This window comes from Acetobacter garciniae (assembly GCF_017377735.1).
Lineage (GTDB): Bacteria > Pseudomonadota > Alphaproteobacteria > Acetobacterales > Acetobacteraceae > Acetobacter > Acetobacter garciniae.
Genome location: NZ_JAFVMH010000001.1, coordinates 814,285 through 839,046 on the forward strand (window position 1 = coordinate 814,285; position 24,762 = coordinate 839,046).

The 24,762-nt window shown below is 60.7% G+C and carries 19 protein-coding genes; 12 read left to right on the forward strand and 7 right to left on the reverse strand.

What is annotated here, in order from left to right:
- The first annotated feature begins 71 nt into the window (after positions 1 to 71).
- The 3 genes from J2D77_RS03670 to J2D77_RS03680 all read left to right on the forward strand — a co-directional run bounded on the left by J2D77_RS03670 (position 72) and on the right by J2D77_RS03680 (position 4,732).
- Entirely contained in the window at positions 72 to 1,880 is a 1,809-nt protein-coding gene (locus J2D77_RS03670) for an ABC-F family ATP-binding cassette domain-containing protein (protein WP_207844892.1), read from the forward strand.
- A 443-nt stretch (positions 1,881 to 2,323) separates the two neighbouring features.
- Positions 2,324 to 3,532: a cation:proton antiporter gene (locus J2D77_RS03675; protein ID WP_207844893.1), complete on the forward strand. Its 1,209-nt coding sequence runs from the start codon at positions 2,324 to 2,326 to the stop codon at positions 3,530 to 3,532.
- A gap of 180 nt (positions 3,533 to 3,712) precedes the next feature.
- Positions 3,713 to 4,732, forward strand: a complete 1,020-nt coding sequence (locus J2D77_RS03680) for an alpha/beta fold hydrolase (RefSeq protein ID WP_230975427.1) — start codon at positions 3,713 to 3,715, stop codon at positions 4,730 to 4,732.
- A gap of 111 nt (positions 4,733 to 4,843) precedes the next feature.
- Here J2D77_RS03680 and J2D77_RS03685 read toward each other — a convergent pair whose 3' ends face one another.
- Together J2D77_RS03685 and J2D77_RS03690 are read right to left on the reverse strand one after the other, a co-directional pair.
- Positions 4,844 to 6,136 (reverse strand): MFS transporter, encoded by a 1,293-nt coding sequence (locus J2D77_RS03685; RefSeq protein ID WP_207844894.1) that lies wholly within the window; start codon positions 6,134 to 6,136, stop codon positions 4,844 to 4,846.
- 97 nt (positions 6,137 to 6,233) lie between these two features.
- Positions 6,234 to 7,931: an alpha-keto acid decarboxylase family protein gene (locus J2D77_RS03690; protein WP_207844895.1), complete on the reverse strand. Its 1,698-nt coding sequence runs from the start codon at positions 7,929 to 7,931 to the stop codon at positions 6,234 to 6,236.
- Between the two features lie 784 nt (positions 7,932 to 8,715).
- Here J2D77_RS03690 and J2D77_RS03695 point away from each other — a divergent pair.
- The 7 genes from J2D77_RS03695 to lhpI all read left to right on the forward strand — a co-directional run bounded on the left by J2D77_RS03695 (position 8,716) and on the right by lhpI (position 16,304).
- The gene (locus J2D77_RS03695; protein WP_207844896.1) at positions 8,716 to 9,303 is read left to right on the forward strand and encodes an amino acid synthesis family protein; all 588 of its coding nucleotides are present in this window, start codon (positions 8,716 to 8,718) and stop codon (positions 9,301 to 9,303) included.
- Complete coding sequence (locus J2D77_RS03700) at positions 9,296 to 10,141, forward strand: alpha/beta fold hydrolase (RefSeq protein ID WP_207844897.1); 846 nt, start codon at positions 9,296 to 9,298, stop codon at positions 10,139 to 10,141. The genes J2D77_RS03695 and J2D77_RS03700 overlap by 8 nt, the downstream gene beginning before the upstream one ends.
- Positions 10,138 to 11,172 (forward strand): LLM class flavin-dependent oxidoreductase, encoded by a 1,035-nt coding sequence (locus J2D77_RS03705; RefSeq protein ID WP_207844898.1) that lies wholly within the window; start codon positions 10,138 to 10,140, stop codon positions 11,170 to 11,172. The genes J2D77_RS03700 and J2D77_RS03705 overlap by 4 nt, the downstream gene beginning before the upstream one ends.
- Positions 11,173 to 11,201: 29 nt before the next feature.
- Positions 11,202 to 12,671: an aldehyde dehydrogenase gene (locus tag J2D77_RS03710; RefSeq protein ID WP_207844899.1), complete on the forward strand. Its 1,470-nt coding sequence runs from the start codon at positions 11,202 to 11,204 to the stop codon at positions 12,669 to 12,671.
- 10 nt (positions 12,672 to 12,681) lie between these two features.
- Positions 12,682 to 13,002 (forward strand): NIPSNAP family protein, encoded by a 321-nt coding sequence (locus J2D77_RS03715; protein WP_207844900.1) that lies wholly within the window; start codon positions 12,682 to 12,684, stop codon positions 13,000 to 13,002.
- Entirely contained in the window at positions 12,999 to 14,372 is a 1,374-nt protein-coding gene (locus J2D77_RS03720; protein ID WP_207844901.1) for a purine-cytosine permease family protein, read from the forward strand. Before J2D77_RS03715 ends, J2D77_RS03720 begins: the two co-directional genes overlap by 4 nt.
- 174 nt (positions 14,373 to 14,546) lie before the next feature.
- Positions 14,547 to 16,304 carry a cis-3-hydroxy-L-proline dehydratase gene (gene lhpI / locus J2D77_RS03725; protein WP_230975428.1) on the forward strand — a complete coding sequence of 586 codons (1,758 nt, stop codon included), beginning with the start codon at positions 14,547 to 14,549 and terminating at the stop codon, positions 16,302 to 16,304.
- 137 nt (positions 16,305 to 16,441) lie between these two features.
- Here the strand turns inward: lhpI and J2D77_RS03730 are convergent, their stop codons facing one another.
- Positions 16,442 to 17,356, reverse strand: coding sequence for a LysR family transcriptional regulator (locus tag J2D77_RS03730; RefSeq protein ID WP_207844903.1), 915 nt, complete (start codon positions 17,354 to 17,356; stop codon positions 16,442 to 16,444).
- A gap of 155 nt (positions 17,357 to 17,511) precedes the next feature.
- On the opposite strand from J2D77_RS03730, the gene speB reads away from it, so the two are divergent.
- Together speB and J2D77_RS03740 are read left to right on the forward strand one after the other, a co-directional pair.
- A complete protein-coding gene (gene speB / locus J2D77_RS03735) occupies positions 17,512 to 18,483 on the forward strand; it encodes an agmatinase (protein ID WP_207844904.1) in 972 nt (323 codons plus the stop codon).
- A 104-nt stretch (positions 18,484 to 18,587) separates the two neighbouring features.
- On the forward strand, positions 18,588 to 19,850 hold the full coding sequence (locus J2D77_RS03740; protein WP_207844905.1) for an MFS transporter: 1,263 nt from the start codon (positions 18,588 to 18,590) through the stop codon (positions 19,848 to 19,850).
- A gap of 229 nt (positions 19,851 to 20,079) precedes the next feature.
- Here the strand turns inward: J2D77_RS03740 and J2D77_RS03745 are convergent, their stop codons facing one another.
- From J2D77_RS03745 to J2D77_RS03760, 4 genes are all read right to left on the reverse strand, one after another.
- Complete coding sequence (locus J2D77_RS03745; RefSeq protein WP_207844906.1) at positions 20,080 to 20,844, reverse strand: TetR/AcrR family transcriptional regulator; 765 nt, start codon at positions 20,842 to 20,844, stop codon at positions 20,080 to 20,082.
- A 194-nt stretch (positions 20,845 to 21,038) separates the two neighbouring features.
- Positions 21,039 to 22,253, reverse strand: coding sequence for an FAD-dependent monooxygenase (locus J2D77_RS03750; protein WP_207844907.1), 1,215 nt, complete (start codon positions 22,251 to 22,253; stop codon positions 21,039 to 21,041).
- Positions 22,254 to 22,351: 98 nt separating this feature from the next.
- A complete protein-coding gene (locus J2D77_RS17485; protein ID WP_207844908.1) occupies positions 22,352 to 23,305 on the reverse strand; it encodes a PDR/VanB family oxidoreductase in 954 nt (317 codons plus the stop codon).
- Positions 23,295 to 24,341, reverse strand: a complete 1,047-nt coding sequence (locus J2D77_RS03760; protein ID WP_207844909.1) for an aromatic ring-hydroxylating oxygenase subunit alpha — start codon at positions 24,339 to 24,341, stop codon at positions 23,295 to 23,297. The genes J2D77_RS17485 and J2D77_RS03760 overlap by 11 nt, the downstream gene beginning before the upstream one ends.
- Positions 24,342 to 24,762: the final 421 nt, after the last annotated feature.

Genomic DNA, 24,762 nt, shown 5'->3' on the forward strand with positions numbered 1-24,762 from the left:
GGGGCATGGCGCTGCCGGTCTGTATTCGAACACCAGATAAGTGGCGTTAAGCCCCCGGCGAGCAGTTTTCCATGGCGTCTCCTCCTCTTTTGAACCTGCAGGATATTACACTCACACTGGGTGGAAGGCCGCTGCTCGAAGGTGCGGGGTTTGCCGCCGGCCGGGGTGAACGGCTCTGCCTTGTCGGGCGTAATGGCTCGGGCAAGTCAACCTTGCTGAAAATCGCGGCCGGTGTGATCCAGCCCGATTCCGGCACGGTGTTTGTCCAGCCCGGCGCGTCCCTGCGCTACCTGCCCCAGGAACCCGATTTGAGCGCTTATGCCACCACGGGCGATTATGTCAGCGCGCAGATCACCGAGCCGGACAAGGCCTGGCGGGCGGCCCCCATGCTCGATGCACTCGGCCTTACGGGTAATGAGGGCACGCAGCACCTGTCGGGGGGTGAGGCACGGCGTTGCGCCATAGCCGGTGTTCTGGCCGCTGCCCCCGATGTGCTTTTGCTGGACGAACCGACCAACCACCTGGACATGCCCACCATCGAATGGCTGGAGCGTGAACTGCTGGGCCTGGGCACGGCACTGGTGATTATCAGCCATGACCGGCGTCTGCTTGCCACGCTGTCGCGTTCGGTCGTCTGGCTGGACCGGGGCCAGACCCGGCGGCTGGACGAAGGTTTCGATCGTTTCGAGGCCTGGCGCGAAGAGCTTTTGGAACAGGAAGAGCGTGACGCCCACAAGCTCGACCGCCAGATTGCCCGTGAAGAAGACTGGATGCGCTATGGCGTGACAGCCCGGCGCAAGCGCAATGTCCGCCGGGTGCGTGAACTGGCTGCCCTGCGCGCCACCCGGCGCGATGCGGTGCGCGCGGTCGGCACGGTCAACCTGGCAACCCAGGCCGCCCCCACATCCAGCCGGCTTGTGGCCGTGGCGGAGCATGTCAGCAAATCCTGGGGTGAAAAACGGGTTATCGACAAGCTCGACCTGAGGGTGCTGCGGGGCGACAGGCTTGGCATTGTCGGGGCGAACGGAGCGGGCAAGACGACGTTGCTGCGGCTCCTGACCGGGCAGGATACGCCCGATGAGGGCAGCATAACCCTGGGCCCGTCCCTTAGCATGGTCACGCTCGACCAGCAGCGCCGCATGCTGGACCCCGAACGCACCCTGGCCGACACGCTGACCGAAGGCGGGGGCGACATGGTGCAGGTCGGCACCGAAAAGCGCCATGTGATCGGGTATATGAAGGAATTTCTCTTTCGGCCCGAACAGGCCCGCACGCCCGTAGGCGCCCTTTCCGGCGGTGAGCGGGGGCGGCTGATGCTGGCCTGTGCCCTGGCGCGGGCGTCCAACCTGCTGGTGCTGGACGAACCGACCAACGATCTGGACCTTGAAACACTGGATATTCTGGAAGACATGCTCTGCGCCTATGAGGGCACGGTACTGCTTGTCAGCCATGATCGTGATTTTCTGGACAGGGTGGCCACATCCCTTCTGGCAACGCAGGGCGATGGCCGCTGGATCGAATATGCCGGGGGCTATACCGACATGCTGGCCCAGCGCAACCAGGAGCCGCTCAACGTGGCCGAGCTTGTGCTGGAAACACCGGCCAGGCCCCGCGCGGCACAGCCCAGGACGACGGCAAAAAAGCTGAGCTACAAGGATCAATACGCGCTCGATAACCTGCCGGTTGAAATGGAAAAGCTTGAATCCCAGGCGCAGGCGCTGCGTGAAAAACTGCTCGATCCCAATCTATACACGCGCGATCAGGCAGTATTCGAACGCTATACTGACGAATTGCAAAAAACAGAAAGCCGGCTGGCGGAATGTGAAGAGCGCTGGCTTGAACTGGAACTCAAACGCGAAGCCTTGCAGGCCGAGAACTGATCCAGCCCCGATATCCGGGTATTCTCCCCTGCCCCGGCGTGCCCTGAATCCGACAAGCAATCTGTTCGGATCCAGGCCCCGGGTTGGATCGCAAGGGTGAAAAGAGGGTGCGACCGCGTGCCACCCCGTGCGTTCCCCCCATGTAGGGATGTTCGCCCCCGGGGCCTTCCGCCAAGGGTGGGCCCGGTTTCGTCGGGCGCGTTGGGGGTGTCGAACCTGGTATTACGTAGGGCTGCGTGATACAATTCTTTCTTTTGTAAAATATTGTCAGAAAGAATTTTCGTTATAAAAGTCATTTTATTTTTTATAGTCTCAGGGTGCGGAATATAATCCTGCTATAATGTCATAGAGACCCCGGAATTCCAGCATGGTGGAATGATATTTGCATATTTATCATTTTTATGTATAAGAGTTCCCCGGCATGAAAAAAAACGGATAAGGCGATGGCAAATATGTTTGGTATTATATCTGATATATTTGTATTTGTTCTTCTTCCATGGCTGATCTGGCGTGCTCTGCGGCGGCAGATACCTATTGCCGTTATACCAATATTGATCGGCATTCTTCTGGCCGCGTTCCACGTCCCGGTGTCCGATGTGGGCATTCCCTCCGCCCTGGGTGAGGAAATCGGTTGGATTGCCGTGCTGGTCATGGCCTTTACCGCGGGTCTTGAAATGTGGCAGCACCCCGGGCAGGCCACCGGCCCCGATGCGCCGCCCTCCCCCTCCATCGGGCGGCTTCTGGGTGGGGCTGTCGTTGCGTTGGGTGGGCCTTTTATCGTGGGCTCGGCGCTGGTCTACTGGTTTTTCCTGCCCCTGCCCGGCTGGCACGCCCCACGGGTGGGCCCTGGCGTTGCCGCTGCCTCCATCGGGTTGTGCATTGCCGTCAGCGCCCTGCCCGTTCTTATTGGCGTCGTGCGCGAACTGGACCCGGTGCATAATCGTGTCGGGCAACTGGCGTTGAAGCTTGCCGTCATTGACGATGCGGCCTTGTGGATCGGGCTTGCTGTGCTCCAGTTCATTGCCAGGGGCCCCTCCGCCCTGCATGGCTGGACCCATCTGCAATTCGTGGCAATAGCGCTTCTGGTCGCCCTGACTTATGCGGGGCTTTGGGCTGCGCGCCATTTCCGTCATCCGCCGCAATGGGTGATATGGGCCACCGTGCCTGTCTATCTGGCTGCCGGGTCGTGGGCGAGCCACCAGCTTGGATTGCATGAACTGATCGGTGCGTATTTTGCCGGTGCTATCATGCCGCCAAGCTGGGTCAGGCGCCTGCCGGTGGAACAGGTCGGGATTTTTTCACTGATGTGGCTGGCCCCGATGTTCTTCGGCCATAGCGGCCTGCGGATCGATGGCGATGCATTGACCTGGCCTTCGGTCCAGGCGTCGTTGTTCCTGGTGGTGATCTCCATCGTGACCAAAATGGGGGCTGTGTGGCTGTTCCCGCCTGTTTCGGGGCTGAATACCCGGCAAGCCATGAGCATTGGCGCATTGTTGCAGTGCAAGGGGCTGATGGAAATTGTCGCGGCCACGATCCTGCACGAACAGGGCATGTTGTCGGAATTCGCCTTTGCAGCACTGATGGTGCTGGCCGTGATCTCCACAACCCTGACCGGCCCCCTGTTTCGCTTTTTTTCCAAGGAAAAACCCTGACCCCTGCCAATGCGCCGCAGCGTTCCGGACCGTGGATTGGAAAATCTGGCGGATCCGTGATCCGGGGCGTATCGTGCGCGTGTTGAAAAGCGTTCAGGTGTCGATCTGACAATGCCTTGCGCGCCCGGCTTGCAGGTCGCGGCGCGCAGGACGCTCACGCCGCCCGCAGGGAGAAAGAAAATGAAAAAGCCCGTGCGCCATGGTCCGATGATTGCGTTATGCGTGGGGCTTGCCGCCTTGTCGCTTTCCGCCCGGCCAGGTGTTGCCGCCGAGGTTTACGGCCCCAATCTCGAAGGTTTTGCGTATCCCTGGCCGGTGGAGACATTCGACGTTGTCTCCCAAAGGCAGACCCTGCATATGGCCTATATGGATGTCCGGCCTGAAAAGCCGAATGGGCGTACGGTCGTTCTGCTCCATGGCAAGAATTTCTGCGCCGCGACCTGGGCCAATACTGTCGGCGTGCTGATCGCGCAGAACTATCGCGTGATCGTGCCCGACCAGCTTGGCTTTTGCAAATCGGACAAACCCGATAATTACCAGTTCAGCTTTCAGGAACTTGCGCGCAATACCCATGACCTGCTGGCCCATCTGGGCATAGACCGTGCGGTGCTGGTCGGGCATTCCACTGGCGGAATGCTGGCCATACGATATGGGCTGATGTACCCCACGGCGGTCGAACAACTGGTGCTGGTCGATCCCATCGGCCTGGAAGACTGGAAAGCCCTGGGTGTGCCATCGCTGAGTGTGAATGACTGGTACGCGCGGGAGATGAAGACCACCGATGCCAGCATCCGCGCGTACGAAACACAGGTTTACTATGCCGGGGTCTGGAAACCCGCGTATGAAAAATGGGTGCAGATGCTGGCGGGCATGTACCGTGGCCCCGGCCACGATGCCGTAGCGTGGAGTTCAGCCCGCCTTTACGACATGATTTATACCCAGCCCGTCGTTTATGAACTGGGGCTATTGCGCGTGCCCACGGTCCTGATGGTGGGTGACAAGGACACCACAGCCATCGGGCGCGATGCCGCACCCCCACAGGTCCGGGCCACATTGGGGCATTATCCGGTCCTGGCAAAAAAGACCGTTGCTGCCATCCCCGGCGCAAAGCTGGTGGAATTTCCCGATCTGGGGCATTCGCCCCAACTTCAGGATCCCGAGCGCTTTCACAAGGCCTTGCTGGACGCCCTTGCGCACTGACGCCATCGGTGGCGCTTCGAAAATGACGTGTGCCAGCTTTGCGCCCGGCACCGGACAAAAAACGCCCGGCCAGAGACCGGGCGTTTTTCATGGATGCGGCTGTTGCGAAGCTTACTGCTTGCGGGTTACGGCCCAGCCGGTTTCGCGCAGGACGAAGGACAGGCCAATGGCAATGACAATGCCGATAATCAGCGGCATGAATGCCTCGTGGTAATCGGCCATGGTCATGGTCTGTGTCGAACCCATCAGGGCCGATACCAGCGGAGAAACTACGCCCGTCGTGCCAAAGACCAGGAAGTTCATGACCCCGGCGGCAGTTCCCTTGACCTGGGGCGGATTGGCTTCCTTCATGGACGAGAACGGGATCATGGCAGCACCCGAGGAAATGCCCATGATCAGGGCGGTCATGTAGCGGGGCATGACGCCAACGGGCACGTAAAGCGCGCACAGGCTGGACGCCAGAAGAACCAGCGCGCCACCGATCAGCACGGGCTTGCGCCGGCCAATCTTGTCGGAAATCCAGCCCAGCAGCGGGCAGCCGATCACCCAGCCGATCGGCACCATGGACACATCGGACGCGGCGAACGCCATGGTGGTGTGTTCGCCATTGCTCAGCATGGACGCACCCCAGCCCAGTGCACCGATTGTAGTCGGCACGAACAGAAGCCCGCCGATCAAGCCGGCGTACCAGCTTTGCGGGTTGGAGAAAATGATCTTGAAGGGCTGCAGCAGGTTGCCCAGCGTCAGGGCGCCATGGTGCTGCGCGCTGTCTCCGGAATCGTGCGGCATGATAAACCACACGGCCACGGCAAGGGCCAGCCCCAGCACGCCAAAGCCCAGCCAGATATGGGGCCAGGAGACATGGAACGACCCGGCAGGGTCGATCAGCATGCGCGTGGGCTTGGACCCGAAGGCCGCCCCCGCCATGCCAAGGCACTGGGTCAGGCCCACGAACAGGGCCAGCGTGCGCGCGGGCAGGTAGCGCGCCGCAACGTAGGATGACCCCACGAAGGCGCAGATCGCGCCAATAGCCTGAATGACATATCCGCCCACACCGGCGGCGGCACTCCCCTGGGCAAAGATCAGGCAGCCGATACCGGTTATGGCGATAAAGCCCGGCAGGACCGCATGCGCGCCGTAGCGGTCCAGCAGCACGCCGACCACCAGCGCCATCAGCGCATAGACGATGTAATAGGACGCGATCATCAGCCCCAGATGGCTGTTGCCCCAGGCTTGCGTCAGCTCATTTTGCATGATGCCGGGAGCGGAACGGATGGCGTACTGGTAAAAATAGAACAACGCACACAAGAACCAGGCCAGGACATAAAGCGGCTGGAGCTTCTGGGGCTGTGCAGTGGCGGCCGGTGTGGCTGGTGCCCCGGTGGGCGAAGGTGTGGGCGGCATGAGTGCTCCCGCTGCGCAGAATCTCTGATGGGTTCAGATGTGGCAGGCGGCCACCTAGCCGCCTGCCATACAGTACAGTTACTTGCCGGACTGCGGCTTACTGGGCAGGCGGGCGGGCATTGGCGGTGGCCACATGCCGTCCCCACGAAATCAGCTCGCTCGTGCAGTCATCGCGCGGGATCACGCATTCGATCAGCACCGGCCCGTCCTTATGGGCAAGTGCCGTCTTGACGGCGTCATCCAGTTCACCCGCGGTCGTGGCGCGCAGGCCCTTGCCCTTGCCGTCCTGGGCGTTGAACGATTCGACAACTGCCGCGTAGTCCCAGTTTTTGATGTTGTTGTACGGACCGTCGTGAATTTCCACTTCGATCGTATAACCGGCGTTGTTGATCAGGAAGATGATGACCGGCAGCTTGCGGCGGGTCATCTGCGCGACTTCCTGCGCCGTCAACTGGAAGGAACCGTCACCCACCATCAGGATGTTGCGCCGGGTTGGTGCGCCAACGGCATAACCGAACATGGCGGGAACGGACCAGCCGATATGCCCCCACTGCATTTCGTATTCGACGCGTGCGCCACGCGGCAGTTTCGTGCGGCTGACATTGAACCAGGAATCGCCCGTTTCACCGAAAATGGTCGTGTCCGGGGTGACGATCGACTGGAGCGTGCGCTGGATGTGCTCGCGGGTCAGCTTGGCGCCCTTGGCCGGGGCTTCGGGGGCCACCACGGCGGCACCGCCACCGATCTGCTTGTACTGCACCATGGTTGCGTCTTTTTTCGCCTTGCCGGCAAAATGCTTGGCGACACCGTCCAGCAGGTCACGCAGGTGAATGGCGTTGAAGCTGACATCACCCAGCTTGGTCACGTCCTTGTCCGCGTTCACGACATTCGCGCCCTTGGGCCAGGCGGTCCAGCCTTCGGTCGAATAGTCGTTGAAAATGCAGCCCAGCGCCAGAATGCCGTCGGCCCAGTTGAAGATGTCGTTCACCTTGGGGGAGCTGGCGCTGCCCCAGAACGCACCGATATAGCCTGCATGATCTTCGGGGAAGAAGCTCTTGGCGGCCCCCATGGTCGCAACGCAGCAGCCCAGTGCATCGGCCAGGCGAACAGCCGCGGCTTCCGCCCCGGCGGCACGCAGTTTGCTGCCGATCAGGATAACGGGCTTTTCCTTGCCTTCGATGAAAGCGGACACGGCGGCAATGGCGGCCTTGAGGGTCGCGGCATCGGATGCGGGCTCGGTAACGACCGCGCTGATCGGGCCGGGTGCGCGGCAGGGCTGGCCGGAGACGTTACAGGCGATTTCGATATAGGCCGGCTTCTTTTCACGCAGGGCGGTACGGATCACGTGATCGATTTTTTCCGGTGCGTCTTCAGCCGACGTGATGGAAACGGCCGCGCAGGTCAGTTCCTTGGCAATGCGAAGCTGGTAGCCGTAGTCGGGGGTGCCGATCGTGTGGTGCAGGATATGCCCGCTGCCATGGTCGTTGGAATTGGGAGCGCCCGAAACCAGGATGACAGGCAGGTTTTCGGCATAGGCGCCGCCAATGGCGTTCAGGGCGGACAGGGCACCGACGCTGAAGGTCACGACAGCGGCAGCCGCGCCGTTCGCACGGGCATAGCCTTCGGCCGAGAAACCGCAGTTCAGTTCGTTACAGCAGTAAACCTGTTCGCAATCCTTGTTCTTAAGAAGCTGGTCGAGCAGGACAAGATTGTAGTCACCAGCGACAGCGAAATGATGTTTCAGGCCAATCTGGGCAAAACGTTCAGCAAGGTAAGTACCAACTGTGTATGACATCTCGTTTTTCTCCTGAGTGAATATGATTTTTTTTATTATTATTGCCCGAAGGAAAAATATCGGCACGTGAAAGTGCCACCATCCCGCTTCGCGAGGCGGTGCTCACACCCTGTATCTTGCAGGCGACGAACCCGCACAACCACGCTGCCCCGCGGGCGACATCCGAACTCCGCGCAGGCGTGGAGACGAAAGCCCGAGAACAGGCGCGATTCCCGTCCGGATTCGGAGCGAACGCCTTCCCTTTTACACAGGCATGACGTGACTCAGCCCCTGCCTGTCCCTGTAATTTGGGCCTGTAGTCGCCCGGACCGGCGGGAGGGAACCCTTCTTGTGCGGACAGATCGGCAAGAACCGCTGCGCCGCGCATGGGACGACCGTGGCGGACGTCATGCAGGCACCAGAACGGAAGGGGTGGGTTCTTCATCTCAGGCACTCTACACGCCACGGCGCGTGATGGAATTGACCGATATCAATAATGCGCAACATGACAAGCAATTAATAATAACATGGCTGAGATAAAGCCAGATCCGGTGGGGACACCATCCGGTGCCGCCAGCGTCCGGCCCGTGTCCGGGCAACATTCGGCGGGCTTTTCCGATGCTGATCAGGGGTGGTGGCGCGGGTGGCGTGCCAATCCGTTCGCTTGGCGGAATTCGACTTTCGTCACCATTGCAGGAAAGAAATTTTCGTTTTAAGAAATTTTTATTGCTTTCGGCTGATAACGACCCGATAATTCCCGCACGGCTCCAACCCCTGCATTCCTCTTGATCGGAAGTTCGCGCCCATGACACTGTCTGTAAGAAAAGTCGTTTGCTATCAGGAAGACGTCCTGATCGAAGGGGGAAAAGTCGCCCCCGTTCCGCTCCAGCTTTTCGCTGTTGCGGCCGTTATCCGGAACCCCTGGGCCGGCCGTGGATTTGTCGAGGATCTCAAGCCTGAAATTCATGCAGCCGCCCCCGTTCTGGGTGAACTCCTGACCTCGCGCATCATCGCCATGACGGGTGGTGGTGACAAGATCGAAGGTTACGGCAAGGCCGCCGTGGTCGGCACCGAAGGCGAAATCGAGCATGCGTCGGGCCTGATCCATACCCTGCGTTTCGGCAATCATTTCCGGCGCGCCGTGGGGGCCAAGTCCTATCTGGCCTTCACCAACACACGCGGCGGCCCCAACGCGCCGATCATGATCCCGCTGATGGACAAGAATGACGAAGGCCGACGCTCGCATTACCTGACCATCCAGTTCAGCATCAGCGACGCCCCGGCCCCCGATGAGGTGGTGGTGGCGCTGGGTGCGTCCATTGGCGGTCGCCCGCATCACCGTATCGGCGATCGGTATCAGGACCTGGCCGAGCTTGGCAGCACGCATGGCTGAAACCCCGCACGTGCAGGATGGCCACGCAGCCGGCACCCGGTTCAGGGTCGTGCAGCCTGCCCGCCCCGTTGCCCGGACGCTGGTCTTCCTGCACGGCGTGGGTATGCAACTGGAATTCTGGCAGCCCCAGCTTGCGTATTTTTCGCGCAACTATCGCTGTGTCGCCTATGACATGCTCGGCCATGGCGACAGCCCACTGCCGCCGCAATCCCCCACCCTTGCGGATTACAGTGCGCAATTCGCGCAGGTGGTGGAGCATCTGTCCCTGGGGCCGGTCACGTTCATCGGTCATTCCATGGGGGCGCTGATCGCCATTGACGCGGCGATCCGTTACCCTGATCGGGTCGAGCGGCTTGTCGCCATGAACGGTGTGTATGACCGCACGCCTGCCCAAAGTGCCGCGATCGCCGCCCGTGTCGCCCAGCTTGATGGCAAAATGCCGGACTGGTCGGCAACGCTGGATCGGTGGTTCGGGGCAGCGCCGTCGGAGCAGGCGGCGGAGCGGGCCAGCCTGCACGATCTGCTCCAGCGCATTCAGCCCGAGGGCTATGCGCGAACCTATCGTCTTTTCGCGCATGCGGATCAGGCGCATGTGCAAACCCTGCGCACGCTCAGGGCCCCTGCCCTGTTCCTGACGGGCGAGCTGGACCCGAACTCCACCCCCGCCATGTCCGAGGCCATGGCTGCCGCCTGCCCCGACGGGCGGGCCTGCATCCTGGCCGGTGAGCGGCATATGATGAGTTTTGTCCATCCCGCTTCCACCAATCGCGCCATTACAGAATTTCTGCATGAAACGGGCAGCCCGGATCTTCCCGTTTTCAGGAGTCCTACACCATGAAGTTCTCGCTTTTTGTTCATATGGAACGGTACCGGGCCGAGCAGAGCCATGCGGAACTGTTCGATGAACTGGAACAACTCGTTCAGATCGCCGAAGCCGGTGGCATGGAAACCGCCTGGATCGGTGAACACCATGGCATGGAATTTACCATCGCTCCCAACCCGTTCATCAACATCGCGTACCTGGCCAGCAAGACATCGCGCATTCGCCTGGGCACGGGCACGGTTATCGCGCCGTTCTGGCACCCGCTGCGCCTTGCGGGGGAAGCGGCCCTGACCGATATCGCCACCAAGGGGCGGCTCGACCTGGGCATTGCCCGGGGGGCCTATGCCTTCGAATATGAACGCATGCTGCCCGGCCTGGATGCCTGGACAGCGGGGCAGCGCATGCGCGAACTGGTGCCGACGCTGCGCAAGCTATGGGCGGGCGATTACGCCCATGAGGGCGAGTTCTGGAGCTTTCCCAAATCGACGGCGGTCCCTAAGCCCATGGGGGGTGACATGCCGCTCTGGCTTGCCGCGCGCGACCCCAATTCGCACGCTTTCGCGGTGGAAAACGGCTGCAATGTCCAGGTCACGCCGCTGGCTTCGGGCGATGAGGAGGTGCAGAGCCTCATGGACCGGTTCAAGGCCGCCTGCGCCCTGCACCCGCATGTTTCCCGCCCCGAGGTGATGTTGCTGCTGCACACCTATGTCGGAGCGGACGATGCGGATACCGAACAGGCAGTCCGTGAACTGAGCCGCTTTTATTGTTACTTCGGCGCGTGGTTCAAGAACCAGCGCACGATAGAAAACGGGTTTATCGAACAGCTCAGCGAGCAGGACATGGCCGAAATGACCATGTTCAGCCCGGATGTGATCCGCAAGAACCTGGTTATCGGCAAGCCGGATTCAGTGATCGGGCGGCTGAAAAGCTACGAAGCCATGGGCTACGACCAGTACAGCTTCTGGATCGACAGCCTTATGCCCTTCGAGCGCAAGAAGGCTTCGCTCGAGCGATTCATCAATGAGGTCATGCCCGCTTTCGCCTGATCCCCGACGTGCCGAAGGACAACAGCCCCATGCGGGAATTCGAGCAGTATATAGACGGTCGCTTTGAAAAAGGTCAGGCGACCTTTGAAAGCATCGATCCCGCAACGCAGAAGCCCTGGGCGCTGATGCCGCGTGCCGGGGCGCAGGATGTCGATCGTGCGGTGCGCGCGGCATGGCGGGCCTTTGCCGACCCCCAATGGACAGGGTTGACGGCGACGCAGCGTGGCAAGCTGCTTTTCCGGCTGGCGGACCTGCTGGAACAGGCGGTTCCTGACCTTGCGGAACTGGAGACGCGCGATACGGGGAAAATCATCCGCGAAACCCGTGCCCAGATCGCGTATATCGCTGAATATTATCGTTATTACGGCGGCCTGGCCGACAAGATGGATGGCCGCTATGTCGCTATCGACAAGGCGGATACCGAAGCCTACCAGCAACGCGAGCCCATAGGCGTTGTCGCGGCGATCGTGCCGTGGAATTCGCAGCTTTTCCTTGCCGCCGTCAAGCTGGCTCCGGCTCTGGCGGCAGGGTGTACCGTGGTGCTCAAGGCATCCGAAGACGGCCCGGCCCCCCTGCTTGCCTTTGCCCGCTTTGTTCATGAAGCAGGTTTTCCCCCCGGTGTCGTCTCGATCCTGACCGGGTTTGGGGAGGATTGCGGCAAGGCCCTGACCAGCCACCCCCTAGTCTCGCGTATTGCCTTTACGGGCGGGCCGGAAACCGCGCGCCATATCGTGCGCAACAGTGCCGATAACCTGGCGTATCTGACACTTGAGCTTGGCGGAAAATCGCCCGTGGTGGTTTTCCCCGATGCTGATCTGGACAGTACGGTCAACGCCATTATCTCGGGCATTTTCGCGGCCACGGGGCAGAGTTGCGTTGCCGGATCGCGCCTGCTCGCCCATCGCGACATTCTGCCGGCATTGCTCGACCGCCTGAGTGAACGGGCCAAGACAATTCGTATCGGCCCACCCGATGTCATGCAGACAGAATTCGGCCCGCTGGCCACCGACCGGCAGCGCCGGCATATTGTGGACCTGATCGCACGCAGCCTTGCGGCGGGTGCGACGCTTGTCACGGGTGGGCAGGTGCCCCCGGGGTTCGAGACCGGCTTTTATTTCGAACCCACCATCCTGCTCTGCGACGACCCGCAGACCCCCTGCCTGCGCGAGGAATTTTTCGGCCCCGTGCTGAGTGTCCTGCCTTTCGAGGATGAGGCAGATGCCATAGCCAATGCCAACGATACGCCCTTTGGCCTGGCATCGGGCCTGTTCACACGGGATCTCGCACGGGCCAAGCGCGTGACAGCGCGGCTGCGGGCGGGCATTGTCTGGGTCAACACCTATCGCATGATCTCCCCTCTCATGCCATTTGGCGGATTTGGCTTGAGCGGTCTGGGGCGCGAGGGCGGGAGCGAGGCCATTCTCGATTACATGCGCACGAAGTCGGTCTGGGTCCGCACGTCGGACGAGCCGATCGCCGATCCATTCGTGATGCGATAAGGAGATTTCCATGATTTACGAGATTCGCACCTACCAGCTCAAGACAGGGGCAGTACCTGCCTACGTCAAGGTCGTCTCCGAAGAGGGTATTCTTATACAAAAGCCGCATCTTGGCACGCTGGCGGGGTATTTCTTTTCCGAAATCGGCCCGCTTAACCAAATTGTGCATATCTGGGCGTATCAGGACCTGGCCGATCGTGACGCGCGGCGCGCGGCCCTGGCGGCCGACCCCAGGTGGGTGGCGTTCCTGCCCAAGATCCAGTGTCTGATCGAGACGATGGAAAACAAGATCATGAAACCCCTGCCCTTTTTTGACGCTGCCCCTGCATGATGGAAGGTGCTGTCTCCGGGGATAGTCCGTACGAGATTGTCGAACAGAACAGCACCTCCTTTGTTCCGCCTTCCGCGCGGCATGGGCAGGTCAAGGACCTGTTCACCTTGTGGTTCACCACCAGTATCGCCCCTTTTCCCATTGTAACGGGGGCGACCATTGCCGCGCAGTCGCATCTGTCCCTGCTATGGGCGATCAGTGCGATTTTATGCGGCCACCTGCTGGGCAGCCTGGTTCTGGCCGCCTGTTCCGCCCAGGGGCCGCAAATGGGGCTGGCACAGATGGTTCAGGCGCGCGGCCAGTTCGGCCGGTATGGCGCGCTGCTGATCGTCTCCATATCGGCGCTTCTGTATCTGGGGTTTTTTACCTCCAATACCGTTCTGGCGGGCCAGGCCCTGCATGGGCTGGTGCCCGTGATCGGCATTGGTGTGGGCGGCGTGCTTGCTGCCTTGTGCGCGGTCACGATCGGTGTGCTGGGCTACAGGACCATCCACCTGCTCAACCGGGTGGGCATGTGGTTCATGGCCGCGGCCCTTCTGGCGGCGTTTGCCTGTGTCATGGTGCGCATGCCCGCTGCCGCCTGGACTTTGCATGGCTTCAACACGCTGGGCTGGCTGTTGTGTTTTTCGACAGCCCTTGTGTGGAACACATCCTACGCGTGCTATACCTCCGATTATTCGCGCTACCTGCCGCAAACAGTCGGGTTGAGGCGGCCTTTTCTGGCCAGCCTGGCAGGCTCGGCGGCCGGGGCTTCGCTCAGCTTTATCTTCGGCGCGGTTGTCGCGGCCAGCATGCCCCAACTGGGCGACCCCATGCTGGCGGTATCGTCGGCCACGGGGTTGGTGGGGCCGGTTCTGCTGTTCCTGTTCCTGCTTAATATCATCAGCCATAACGCGCTCAATGTTTATGGCGCAGTGCTTGCCCTGATCACCATGTTGCAGACCTTTATAGCGTCGTGGGAGCCCGGGCGCGGGGCACGGATCGGTATTGCCGGGGTGGTCCTGTGCGGCTGCCTGGGCGTTGCAGGTGCATTCCCCGATAGCGCGGTGCCGGTCTTTATCGATATCGTGGTGGCGTTGCTGATCGTTCTGGTCCCGTGGGTGACGATCAATCTGTGCGATTTTTATATTCTGCGGAAAGGGCGGTACGATATCGCGTCGTTCTTCCGGGCCGATGGCGGGCGTTACGGGTTGTTCGACTGGCCCGCCTGCACCGCGTTCCTGATCGGTGTTGCCGTGCAAATTCCCATTACGACAAACGCCTTTTTCACGGGCCCTCTCGTGCCGCTGCTGCACGGTATCAATATAGGCTGGCTGGTATCACCCCCTGTTACGCTTCTTGCCTTTCTTGCCCTGCGCAAAGCACGCTGAATTCTATCGGGCCCGTAATCGGTGGCTGGCCTGTTCAGGTCCGATGCAGGCGGTGCTAGTCTGTAAACGCTATTCCCGTTTGCAGTTCGGGCAGCGCTTAAAAAAAAACGGCGAGGCTGCCTTGGATCAGGTGCGGGAAATTGGTCGCATGAATGAATGCAAAAGGATGTCGTGTTGAGCAGGTCCGTTCAGGTCAGTGGTCGTATGCTGTGTTCCGGTCAGGCAGGTGGTCCGGTCGTGACCGCCCCCGTCGGGTTGAGTTTCTGGGGTGGGGTGGATCCGCTGAACGGGATCGTGCTTGACCGGCACCATCCCCTTGCGGGTGAATGCCTGACCGGCAAGGTGCTGGCGGTACCGGGCGGGCGCGGGTCCTGCACGGGCAGTTGCGTCATGCTCGAACTCATTCTGAACGGCGTGGCCCCTGCGGCCATTATCGTATGCGAGCATGAGGAAATTTATACGCTGGGTGCCTTGATCGCCCAGGTGTTTTTCGATCGCACCATGCCGGTCCTGCAAATCAGCCGCGAAGCATTCGTCCTGCTCGGCCAGTATCGTTTTGCCCGGATCGAAGGGCAGACACTTATCCTGTCCGACGAACCGACAACGGCCATGCCAGCCCCGTCCGCGCCCATCGCGCAGGAGCCCGGGGGGCACGACATCGCACTCGCCCCCATCGACAGGGCCCTTCTTGCGGGCGAGCACGGCAAGGCGGCCCAGGTGGCCATGCGGCTCGTGCTGAAAATGGCGGAACTGCAAGGGGCCACACGGTTCATGGATGTGACCCAGGCGCATATCGACGGCTGCATTTATATCGGCCCGGCCAGCCTGCGTTTTGCACAGATGCTGCGCGACCTGGGGGCGAAGGTGCGCGTGCCCACCACGCTCAACGCCATCTCGGTGGACCGGCGGCGCTGGCGCGAACTGGGGGTGGATGCGACATTGGGCGAGCCGGCAAGTGCCCTGGCCGATACCTATACCGACATGGGCGCACGGCCCACCTTTACCTGCGCGCCATACCTGCTGGACAGCGCGCCCGCCTTCGGTGCGCAAATTGGCTGGGCGGAATCCAACGCCGTGGTCTACGCCAACAGCGTGCTGGGGGCCCGGACCATGAAATACCCCGATTTCATGGATATCTGTATCGCCATAACCGGCCGTGCCCCCTATGCGGGCTGCCACCGGGACGAAGGCCGCCGCGCAACCTGCGCCATCGATGTGCAAATGCCCGAAGGGGCCGATGACTCCTTCTGGCCATTGGTGGGGTATTGCTGCGGAGCGATTGCCCGGCATGAAATCCCGCTTGTGCGCGGGTTGGAGAACACTTGCCCGACGCTGGACGATCTCAAGGCCTTTGGCGCGGCCTTTGCGACATCGGCCGGAGCGCCCATGTTCCATATTGCGGGTGTGACGCCAGAGGCCGACCGGCAGCCCGACCTGCCCCGAACCATCCTGTCGGTTGCGGATCTTCTGGAAGGGTGGAAGGAACTGAACACGGGGGATGCAGGCTGTATCGGCCTGGTCAGCCTGGGGAACCCGCATTTTTCGGCCTCGGAAATGCACCGCCTTGCCGACCTGCTGGAAGGCCGCATGTGCAGCGAACAGGTCAAAATCGTCGTGACATGTGGGCGAGCCGTGTTCGAGCAGGCGACACAGGCCGGGGATATTGCACGCCTGGACGCTTTTGGGGTGCAGGTCATCCAGGACACGTGCTGGTGCATGCTGGGTGAGCCGATCGTCCCACCCGATACGCATACGATCATGACCAATTCCGGTAAATACGCGCATTATGCGCCGGGGCTGGTCGGCTGTCGCGTGCGCTTCGGCAGTCTGGCGGATTGTGTCGAGGCCGCCCGCACCGGTGCAGTGTCGGACAATCCGCCCGCATGGTTGCAGCCCGCCACCACACTCCACCCGAACGCCCTGCCCGCCTGAACGCGCCCTATTGGCCGGGGCGTGTACCTTGCCTGCCTGAATGCATCGCGCGTCATTGTGCGTGGCAGGCTGTGCGCGGCCCTTTTGTGGCGGGGTTTCCTCCAGACTTTGCTGGCCAGTCCCGAGCGCTGCCTTCGCTAGGCGGCGTCGGGCGTGCCTGTGCAGGCACAAAGCAGTTCGCGGATCAGGATTTTCTGTGCCGCGGACTGACGGTCCGAGCGGCGCACGGCAATGCCGAAGCGCGAGATCTGGCGCCACTGGCTTTGCCCAAGGCAGCGCAATTCGTCCTGTCGGCTCCAGATCTGCGCGTAATGTTCGGGCAGAAAGCCGATATAGCGGCCCGAGAGGATCAGGATAGCCTGCGCCTCCATATTCGACGCGGCGGCCGTGGCCCGGGCGTTGGGAAATTCGCTCAGATCCTGGCTGGAGGCATAGCGGCGGACCACGAAAGGATGGGCCGCTACATCGTCCCGCGTCAGCCCGGGTTCGTCCGCCCGCTGGTAGAGAGGATGCGTCTTGCCGCAAAAAAGCGCGTGATATTCCAAGATCATGGGAATGAAGACGATACTGTCATTGTCCATGAAGGCGGGCATGATCGCGATATCCAGATGACCGTTCGAAAGTTCGGTTATCAGTTCTTCGGGTGCTGCGACCTTGACGCCAAGGGAGACATCGGGCGCAATCAGGCCAAAGCGGTGCAATGCCACGGAAACAGGCAGATCGGGATTGGTGATGGTATTGTCTACCACCCCCAGCCTGACCATGCCCCGAATATCATGGCCCAGATGCTGCACCGCGCTGTTGAACGCACCCAGTGCGGAAAAAAGCGGCCTGCTTTCCTCATAAACCAGTCGCCCCTGCTCGGTCAGGGCAAAACCCTGGCGGCCCCGGTGGCACAGTACCGCGCCCAGCCGTTCCTCCAGCGATTTGAGATGCTGGCTTATGGCAGGCTGGCTCAGCCCCAGGGCGACCTGCGCCCCCAGAAAGCCCTGATGCTCCACCACCGCGCGGAAAACCTGAAGGGCGCGAATATCGGCCGGGGCAAGCTGCATGGAAGCGTGACGCCTTTTTACATAAGCAAGGCCAATATAAAGATCAAAACTTCCGTATGTGCAAGGTCTGCCACATATCGTATCGGTAATGAAACAGGCCATTTGCGTGACGTGCAGTATCGGCCCGGGCATTCATCACGACAGGGAGATATCTCTTGGGCAACAGCTATGACTCCGGGCGGCTCGACCTGCCTTTTGTGGGTATTTCAACCTTCGGCAAATTCCCCCTTGCCCTGGACTGGGACAACATCCAGGCCGATGTCGCGATCCTTGGCGCTCCGTTCGACATGGGAACGCAGTTTCGTTCAGGCACGCGGTTCGGGCCGCGTGGCGTGCGTGCGGCATCCACCCTGTTTTCCTTCGGGCATGCCGGCGCATACGACCATGAAGACGATGTGACCTACCTGGAACAGGCCCGTATCGTGGATATTGGCGATGCCGATATGGTGCACACCGATACCCAGACCAGCCACGCCAATATTGAAAAAGGTGTGCGCGCGATCCTGAAAGCGGGGGCCATTCCGGTCGTGATCGGGGGGGACCACTCGATCAACATTCCCTGTGTCAATGCGTTTTCGGATTTCGGGCCGATCTACATTATCCAGATCGACGCGCATCTCGATTTTGTGGATGAACGGCATGGCGTGCGCAACGGTCACGGCAATCCGATGTGCCGGGCATCCGAACATACGCATGTCAAAGGCATTTCCCAGTTCGGTATCCGCAATGTATCATCCACCGCGCGGGAAGGTTATGAAGCGGCACGGGCCGCCGGGTGCGATATTCTCTCGGTCCGCGATGTCCGCCGCCTGGGGCTTGAGGCCGTTCTGGCACGCATACCCGAGGGCGTACCCTATTATCTCACGATCGATATTGACGGCTTCGACCCGTCCATAGCGCCCGGAACGGGCACGCCCAGCCATGGGGGCTTCCTGTATTACGAGGTGCTGGAACTGCTGGCGGGTGTTGCGGCCAAAGGCCCGATTGTGGGGATTGACCTGGTGGAGGTGGCCCCCCCTTACGATCCGACGGAGATCACCTCCATCCTGGCCGCCCAGCTTCTGCTGAACCTGATCGGCCGTATCCTGCATTGCCGCGCCACAAAAGCCGTGACGGCGGGCGAATAAGCGGGGCGTGGCGTCGGGTTGTGTCCGTTATTGCCTGCATCTGTCTGCCTGGCGCGCAGATGTGGGTCGTGCGGGTCATGAACACTGAAAGCGGGTAAAGTACCATGGATCGTCGTCTGATACCGCTTGTGCTCGGGTGCTTTTTGGGAACATTCCTGGAATGGTACGACTATGCGCTGTACAGTTATCTGGCGACATCCATTTCAGTCACGTTTTTCCCGAAAGGGGATGCCTCGATCGCGCTGATGGAAACATTCGCGGTCTTTGCCCTGTCCTTTCTGGTTCGTCCCCTGGGCGGTGTGTTCTGGGGCTTTATCGGGGATCGCTTCGGCCGGAAGGTCTCGCTTTCGGCCTCCATTTTGCTGATATCGGGCAGTACGGCCTGTATCGGGCTTATTCCCGCCTATCATGCAATCGGGATTTACGCGCCCTGCCTGCTCCTGTTCTTCAGGCTCTTGCAAGGGTTGTCTGCGGCAGGTGAATACGCCGGTGCGGCCATTATCCTGGCCGAAACCGTGCCCGCCCGACTGCGTGGCGTGCTGACGGCGGTCGTGCCCGCGGGGGAAGCCATGGGGCTACTGGCGGGTGCGTGCCTAATCTATGGTTTTTCCATCTTGTCACATGGCGGTCCAATGCAGGACTGGATGTGGCGCGCGCCTTTTCTGGTCTCGATCCCGCTTGGTCTTCTGGCGTTTTTCCTGCGCAGGCGCGTGTTCGATGCCACGCCACCAAGCACCTTTACCCACGATATCACGCCCATCCGCCATCTTGTCGGCCAGTATCGCGGCACGTTGCTGATCGGGTTCCTGGCTGCCGTTCTGGACGCAGTGGGCTTTTATTTTGTGCTGACCTTTCTGCCGACTTTCCTGCTCTCATCCGGCCTGATCGCGGGACGGAACACTGTGAAATGGGAAATACTGCCCCTGCTGGTCTTTGTTCCGGCCGTCATGGGGGCGGGTTTCCTGGCTGATCGGCTGGGGGCGCGAAAAGTCCTGGCCATATCGGCCCTGTGCTTCATGCTTTTCTACCTGCCCATATTGTGGCTGATGCCGCATCTGCCGCCCGGCGGAATTCTGGCGTGCGAATTGCTGCTGGCGGCATTTCTTGCCTTGGCAGACGGGGCGTTGCCGTTCTTCCTGGCAGGTCTTTTCCCGGCCCAGGTACGTTATTCCGGCTTTGCCGTGGCGTTCAATCTCTCCAACACGGTTTTTGGTGGTACGACACCGCTGGTCATGACCCTGTTCACGCATCTGAAATACGCATATTTCCTGTCCGCAAGCTGGATTATCGGTGCGGCGTGGCTGACGCTTCTGGCTGTCTGCATGGCAAAAGACACGAAAAAAGTGGCGCTGACAGCGCGGGATTAGGGTGTTTTCTGGGTGCCCGTCCGCTAACGGTTGAAGAAGCCTGACGGTAATAGGCTGCTGTACCCGTCAAAAGTTGCCTCAAAATAACGCAGTGAACAATAAAAATAAAAGTTTTTGGTGAAGCTTTTTTCCAAAAGCTTTAGGGAACACCACCTTTTAAGAAGGTAACGGCCAAAGACTACTATGCAACGACAGAATATTTCGCGGATAGATTTACGAAACGTCCCCCCTAACCCGGCGCGGGGGAGCCAGGCTGGGTTTGCACCGCTGAACGGCCCGCAGTCCTGTCCTTTGCGGGCCTGCTTTTTTCCGGGGCGGGCGGGAACGCATAGGTGCTGGGGGCCAGCATGCCGCCCACGAAATAGCTGGCGAGCCTGTCTATCGTTTCATCGATATCGTCGCCCCTGTAACGCTGGGTGGAGACTTCATCCAGTCGCGCGACATCGGCCAGCACGTACAGATAGGCCCCGATCATGAAGGTCATGCGCCAGTGGATATCTGCGGGGTCTATATGCGGCAGGGCTTTTTCGAGTGCTGCGATATAACGCTGGGTGACAACGTCATAAACATCCTTGCGGATCTGGAAGGCATTGTATTCGGGTTCGGTATGGATACGGGCCTGAAGCCTGCTCCAGGCGGAATATTGCCGCTTGATATCGAATTGCGGCCTTAAATAAGCAAGAATGATGCTGCGTGCGTCGGGCGGGCTGCCATTGGCTGCGGCCTCCACGGCGTCCAGGGCGCGCATGCGCAGGGTGCTGACCTCGCTCCCGCGGCGCTTGTACACGGCTTCGAACAGGGTCTGCTTGGAACCGAAATAATAGCCGATCAGCGCCTGATTGACATCTGCTTGGCGGGCGATATCGCGCAGGGTCGTGCCCGCAAAGCCCAGTGCTGCGAATTGCTGCTCCGCCACGTCGAGAATGGTGTCGCGGGTATCAAGGGATTCCACCGGTCGGCCTGGCCTGCGTGGTGCTTTGGCTGTCTTGGTCATGGTCCTGTCTCTCTCCCCTTCAAGGGGTTTAGCCCCTTGAAGACAGGGGGGAAAGTCCAATCCAGAACACATAGGGATGTTTGGGCCAATCCCCCCATGCATCACCAGTCAGGCGTGAAAGGCCCGGGGCTTGTCAGGCCCCGGCAGGGCGGACATTGGGTGGCGAGAGAGAGCATTGACGCTTCTCCCTGCCTTTATGCGGCGGTCTTTACCCGGTTGGGGTCGAAATCCGTTGCGTTATAGGCATAGACCCAACTGGCCTGAATGCCCGAGGCATGGGGGTTGAACAGCCCCTTTATCTTGTAGCTGAGATCGCGCTTGAACTGCGCGAAACGGCTTTGCTTGTGGTAGGTCTTGCCGCGTTCGCGCGATTCAAGCTGCACGCGGCTGGTGCGGGGCAGGCGCTCGCCCTCATACGCGGCCAGGGCGGCCGGTATGTCGTGGCCCTTCGCCGCAAGGGCCTTGGCCAGGACGAATGCATCCTCGATGGCCATGGCGGCCCCCTGCGACAGGAAGGGCAGCATGGGGTGGGCGGCGTCACCCAGCAGCGTGACATGACCGACGGACCAGGTTTTCATGGGGTCGCGATCGAACAGGCCCCATTTGAAAACCGTATCCGTGCGTTCGAACAGCTTGATGACGTTTTCATGCCAGCCCGAAAACACGCCCAGCAGTTCCTCACGCGAACTGGGAACGCTCCAGGATTCCTCGACCCAGTTGCTGGTTTCGGTCACCGCCACAATGTTTACGGCGGCGCCACACCGCACGTAATAGGTTACGACATGCGCGCGTGGTCCCATCCAGAAGGAGGAATCGGGGCTGACGAAATCGGGCATATGCTCGAACGGTACGACCGCGCGGTAGCACATCTTGCCCGTGAAATTCGGCGCTTCCGCCCCGAAAAGAGCGCCACGCACCGTGGAGCGTACGCCATCGGCCCCCACGATCAGGTCGGCTTCGAATTCGCTGCCATCTTCGAAAAGGGCCGCAGCCTTGTCGCCGCGCTGTTCGACCCCCACGCAGCCGGTATTGAACTGCGTGATATCGGCCGGCAGGTCGGACGCCAGCAGGGCATGCAGATCGGCACGATGGACGTGGTAGAAGGGCGCGCCATACAGGCGTGGGCATTCGCCCGCCAACGGGGTGCGGAAGTTTTCCTGCGCGGTCTTCCAGTTCCGGCCGACCAGGGCCTGCGGCAGGAAGGCGATTTTTTCCAGCCCTTCCTTCAGCCCCAGTGCCTGGAGCACTTTCACAGCGTTGGGGGTCATCTGGATACCGGCCCCTACCTCGCCGAAGGCTGCGGCTTTTTCGAACAGGCGCACCTCGATGCCTGCCTGCAAAAGTGCCCGGGCAAGTGCCACACCGCCAATGCCGCCGCCGATAATGCCTACCGTTAATGTCTTGCTCATGGTGTCATCCAGTCTGCTGCGCCCTTGGCTGCATGAAGAAAAGGCTTTCGGCTTCATGGCGAAGTGGCGGAATAATTTGAAAAATCTCGTATCTGCCGTCAGATATCCAGAACCAGGCTATCGCCCGATGCGCGGGAGCAGCAGATGATCATGGTGCTTTCACGCTCATGGGTGGCGGCAGGCCAGACCGTGTCGCGGTGGTCCACGCCGCCTTCGAGCACACGCACCTGGCAGGCGCCGCAAACCCCTTCCTCGCAGGAATAGGGAACGTCTATGCCTGCGGCGAGACACGCATCCAGAATTGTCTGTTCCGCGCCAATTTCCAGCGTGCGGTTCTGCCGCGCCAGGGTCACGCGGAAAGGGGCCGAGCATGTGCCGGGTGCTGCCGCAGGGGCTTCGAAATACTCTGTGTGCAGGCAGTCCGCTGCCCTGTCGGCTGTCGCGCGGTTGAAGGCTTCGAGCATGCGCACCGGGCCGCAGCAGTAAAGCTGTGCCGAAGGGTCGATATCGGGGAGCAGCGCTTCAAGCCGGGGGGCTGTCATTTCCTCGGTGGCGTAGAGGGTGACATTCGGGTCCGCCGCCAGGGTGGCATGGTGTAGAAATGCATCGGATGTGCGGGCCCAGTAGAACAGGCGCACAGCCTCCCCCCGCGTACGCAGGGCGTTGTAATGGGTCAGCAGTGGGGTGACACCGATCCCCCCGGCAAAAAGCACGCTTTCCCCCTGTCTCTCGCTTAAGGGAAAGGTGTTGCGCGGGGCGTGGGCCCGGTACTCCGTACCGATCGTGGCCTGGGCGTGCAGGCTTTCCGATCCGCCCCGCCCGTTGGGCTGGCGTTGCACGGCAATGCTGTATGTGCTCCCCGATGGGTCAAGGTCCACCAGGCTGTATTGCCGCGTCATGCCGGGGGCGATCTCCAGGTCGATATGCGCACCGGGGCTGGCGGGGGGAAGTGTTCCCCCATTGGCGGGCTTGAAACGAAAAATCCTGATGTCGCGGGCGGCCTGTTCAACGGCGTCAAGCCGCAGCAGCAGGCTTTGCGGTTCAGTAGACACCGTAGGTTACTCCCAGGTCGCGCAGCCAGGACCTATAGCGCTGGCCCATCAGATCGGTGCGGTGGTGCAGTTCGTAGCGCAGTTCCACGGGAATGCGCTCGGGGCGCTGGGTTTCGACAATCTCGCGGTCCTGGTTGAAGACTACGTCGGCCCGCTTGCGTGTCTGTTCCGCGTCAGGGGCCGGTTTGATGTCGAGTGCGGCACAGATCCGCACGATCGACTGTTTGTCGTTAACGGCCTGGACCGTGAAGAACGTCGTGAACAGATTGCTTTTATCCGTGACAGGGTTGCCCTGTGCGTCCGCATCCTGCGTGCGCTTGGAGAAATAGGCCACCAGCGGGCGAAACGCGTGGTAGGTATAGAAGGCCACCACCGGTATGCCCCGGAAATCCCCCTGCGGCTGGAACACCCTGACCTCGGAAGATTTAAGCCCTGTCGGTGTCAGTTCGACGCTGTAGGGCAGCAGACGGTCGGGGTTGTCCGTAACGCCGTTAAGACCTGCGTGGACGAAGGGGAAATGGGTCGCGTCGATAAAATTCTCGACGGAGCGGTAGCCATTGGCTTCGTAAATATACGGGCCCGAATGCACCTTGATGAAATCCGCATCATCCCATTCGGGAAAGACCGGAATATCATGGGAAGGTTCGCCCAGGCTCATCCATACAAACCCGTAGCGCTCCACCACCTTGTAGGTGAAGGCCATGGCTTTTTTCATGGGCGTTTCATCGGGGGCGGCGGGCATCAGGGTGCAGCGGCCCTGCGTATTGTAGCGCCAGCCATGGTAGGGGCACACGACCTGGTCGTCCTGCACCCACCCTTTGGACAGGCGCGCCCCGCGGTGGATGCACAGATCCTCCCATACATGGACGGCCCCATGCGTGTCACGCCAGACGATAAGGTCGCGTTCGAGCAGTGTCAGCGGATACAGTTTTCCAGGTTCGAAATCGGTCGAAAAGCCGACGACGTGCCAGTCATTGAGCAGCACGGGGTCCTGGCAGCCGTCACGCTCGGTGATGGGAAGGGCTCTGGTGTTCATGGTCTTGGTCTCCACGGCGGACTCGCCACGACGCTACGCTGATATTAGTCATGTGTTTAATATAAAAAATCAGCCCGAACAATGAAAATGTTACGATCGGTTATCAGACCCTGCGCAGGGTTGAGGCTAGGGCCGGGTAAAAGAACGCCCCCTACCCCGGCTCCGCCCGCGCTGGTCCGGATCCCTTGCAAGCAAGTCGGCCCGCACACAGCCCCCTGCCCGCCATTCCTCGGATATGTTGGGGTCCACGGAAGATCGGACATGGGATAATTATACATATGAATAATAACATGTCACCGGTTTTGCGGCAGGTCGCGGGAGTTTGAAAGATTCTCCCTGTTTTGCCTGAAAGATACATTTGTATTTTAATTTCATATTATGATACGTATGTTTCATTCTCCCTATCAGACCGAAGGCACTC

What these genes read in the sequence shown, in the direction of transcription:
- J2D77_RS03670 (WP_207844892.1), top strand. Translation starts at nt 72, where the DNA reads ATGGCGTCTCCTCCTCTTTTGAACCTGCAGGATATTACACTCACACTG.
- J2D77_RS03675 (WP_207844893.1), top strand. Translation starts at nt 2,324, where the DNA reads ATGGCAAATATGTTTGGTATTATATCTGATATATTTGTATTTGTTCTT.
- J2D77_RS03680 (WP_230975427.1), top strand. Translation starts at nt 3,713, where the DNA reads ATGAAAAAGCCCGTGCGCCATGGTCCGATGATTGCGTTATGCGTGGGG.
- J2D77_RS03685 (WP_207844894.1), bottom strand. Translation starts at nt 6,136, where the DNA reads ATGCCGCCCACACCTTCGCCCACCGGGGCACCAGCCACACCGGCCGCC.
- J2D77_RS03690 (WP_207844895.1), bottom strand. Translation starts at nt 7,931, where the DNA reads ATGTCATACACAGTTGGTACTTACCTTGCTGAACGTTTTGCCCAGATT.
- J2D77_RS03695 (WP_207844896.1), top strand. Translation starts at nt 8,716, where the DNA reads ATGACACTGTCTGTAAGAAAAGTCGTTTGCTATCAGGAAGACGTCCTG.
- J2D77_RS03700 (WP_207844897.1), top strand. Translation starts at nt 9,296, where the DNA reads ATGGCTGAAACCCCGCACGTGCAGGATGGCCACGCAGCCGGCACCCGG.
- J2D77_RS03705 (WP_207844898.1), top strand. Translation starts at nt 10,138, where the DNA reads ATGAAGTTCTCGCTTTTTGTTCATATGGAACGGTACCGGGCCGAGCAG.
- J2D77_RS03710 (WP_207844899.1), top strand. Translation starts at nt 11,202, where the DNA reads ATGCGGGAATTCGAGCAGTATATAGACGGTCGCTTTGAAAAAGGTCAG.
- J2D77_RS03715 (WP_207844900.1), top strand. Translation starts at nt 12,682, where the DNA reads ATGATTTACGAGATTCGCACCTACCAGCTCAAGACAGGGGCAGTACCT.
- J2D77_RS03720 (WP_207844901.1), top strand. Translation starts at nt 12,999, where the DNA reads ATGATGGAAGGTGCTGTCTCCGGGGATAGTCCGTACGAGATTGTCGAA.
- J2D77_RS03730 (WP_207844903.1), bottom strand. Translation starts at nt 17,356, where the DNA reads ATGCAGCTTGCCCCGGCCGATATTCGCGCCCTTCAGGTTTTCCGCGCG.
- J2D77_RS03740 (WP_207844905.1), top strand. Translation starts at nt 18,588, where the DNA reads ATGGATCGTCGTCTGATACCGCTTGTGCTCGGGTGCTTTTTGGGAACA.
- J2D77_RS03745 (WP_207844906.1), bottom strand. Translation starts at nt 20,844, where the DNA reads ATGACCAAGACAGCCAAAGCACCACGCAGGCCAGGCCGACCGGTGGAA.
- J2D77_RS03750 (WP_207844907.1), bottom strand. Translation starts at nt 22,253, where the DNA reads ATGAGCAAGACATTAACGGTAGGCATTATCGGCGGCGGCATTGGCGGT.
- J2D77_RS03760 (WP_207844909.1), bottom strand. Translation starts at nt 24,341, where the DNA reads ATGAACACCAGAGCCCTTCCCATCACCGAGCGTGACGGCTGCCAGGAC.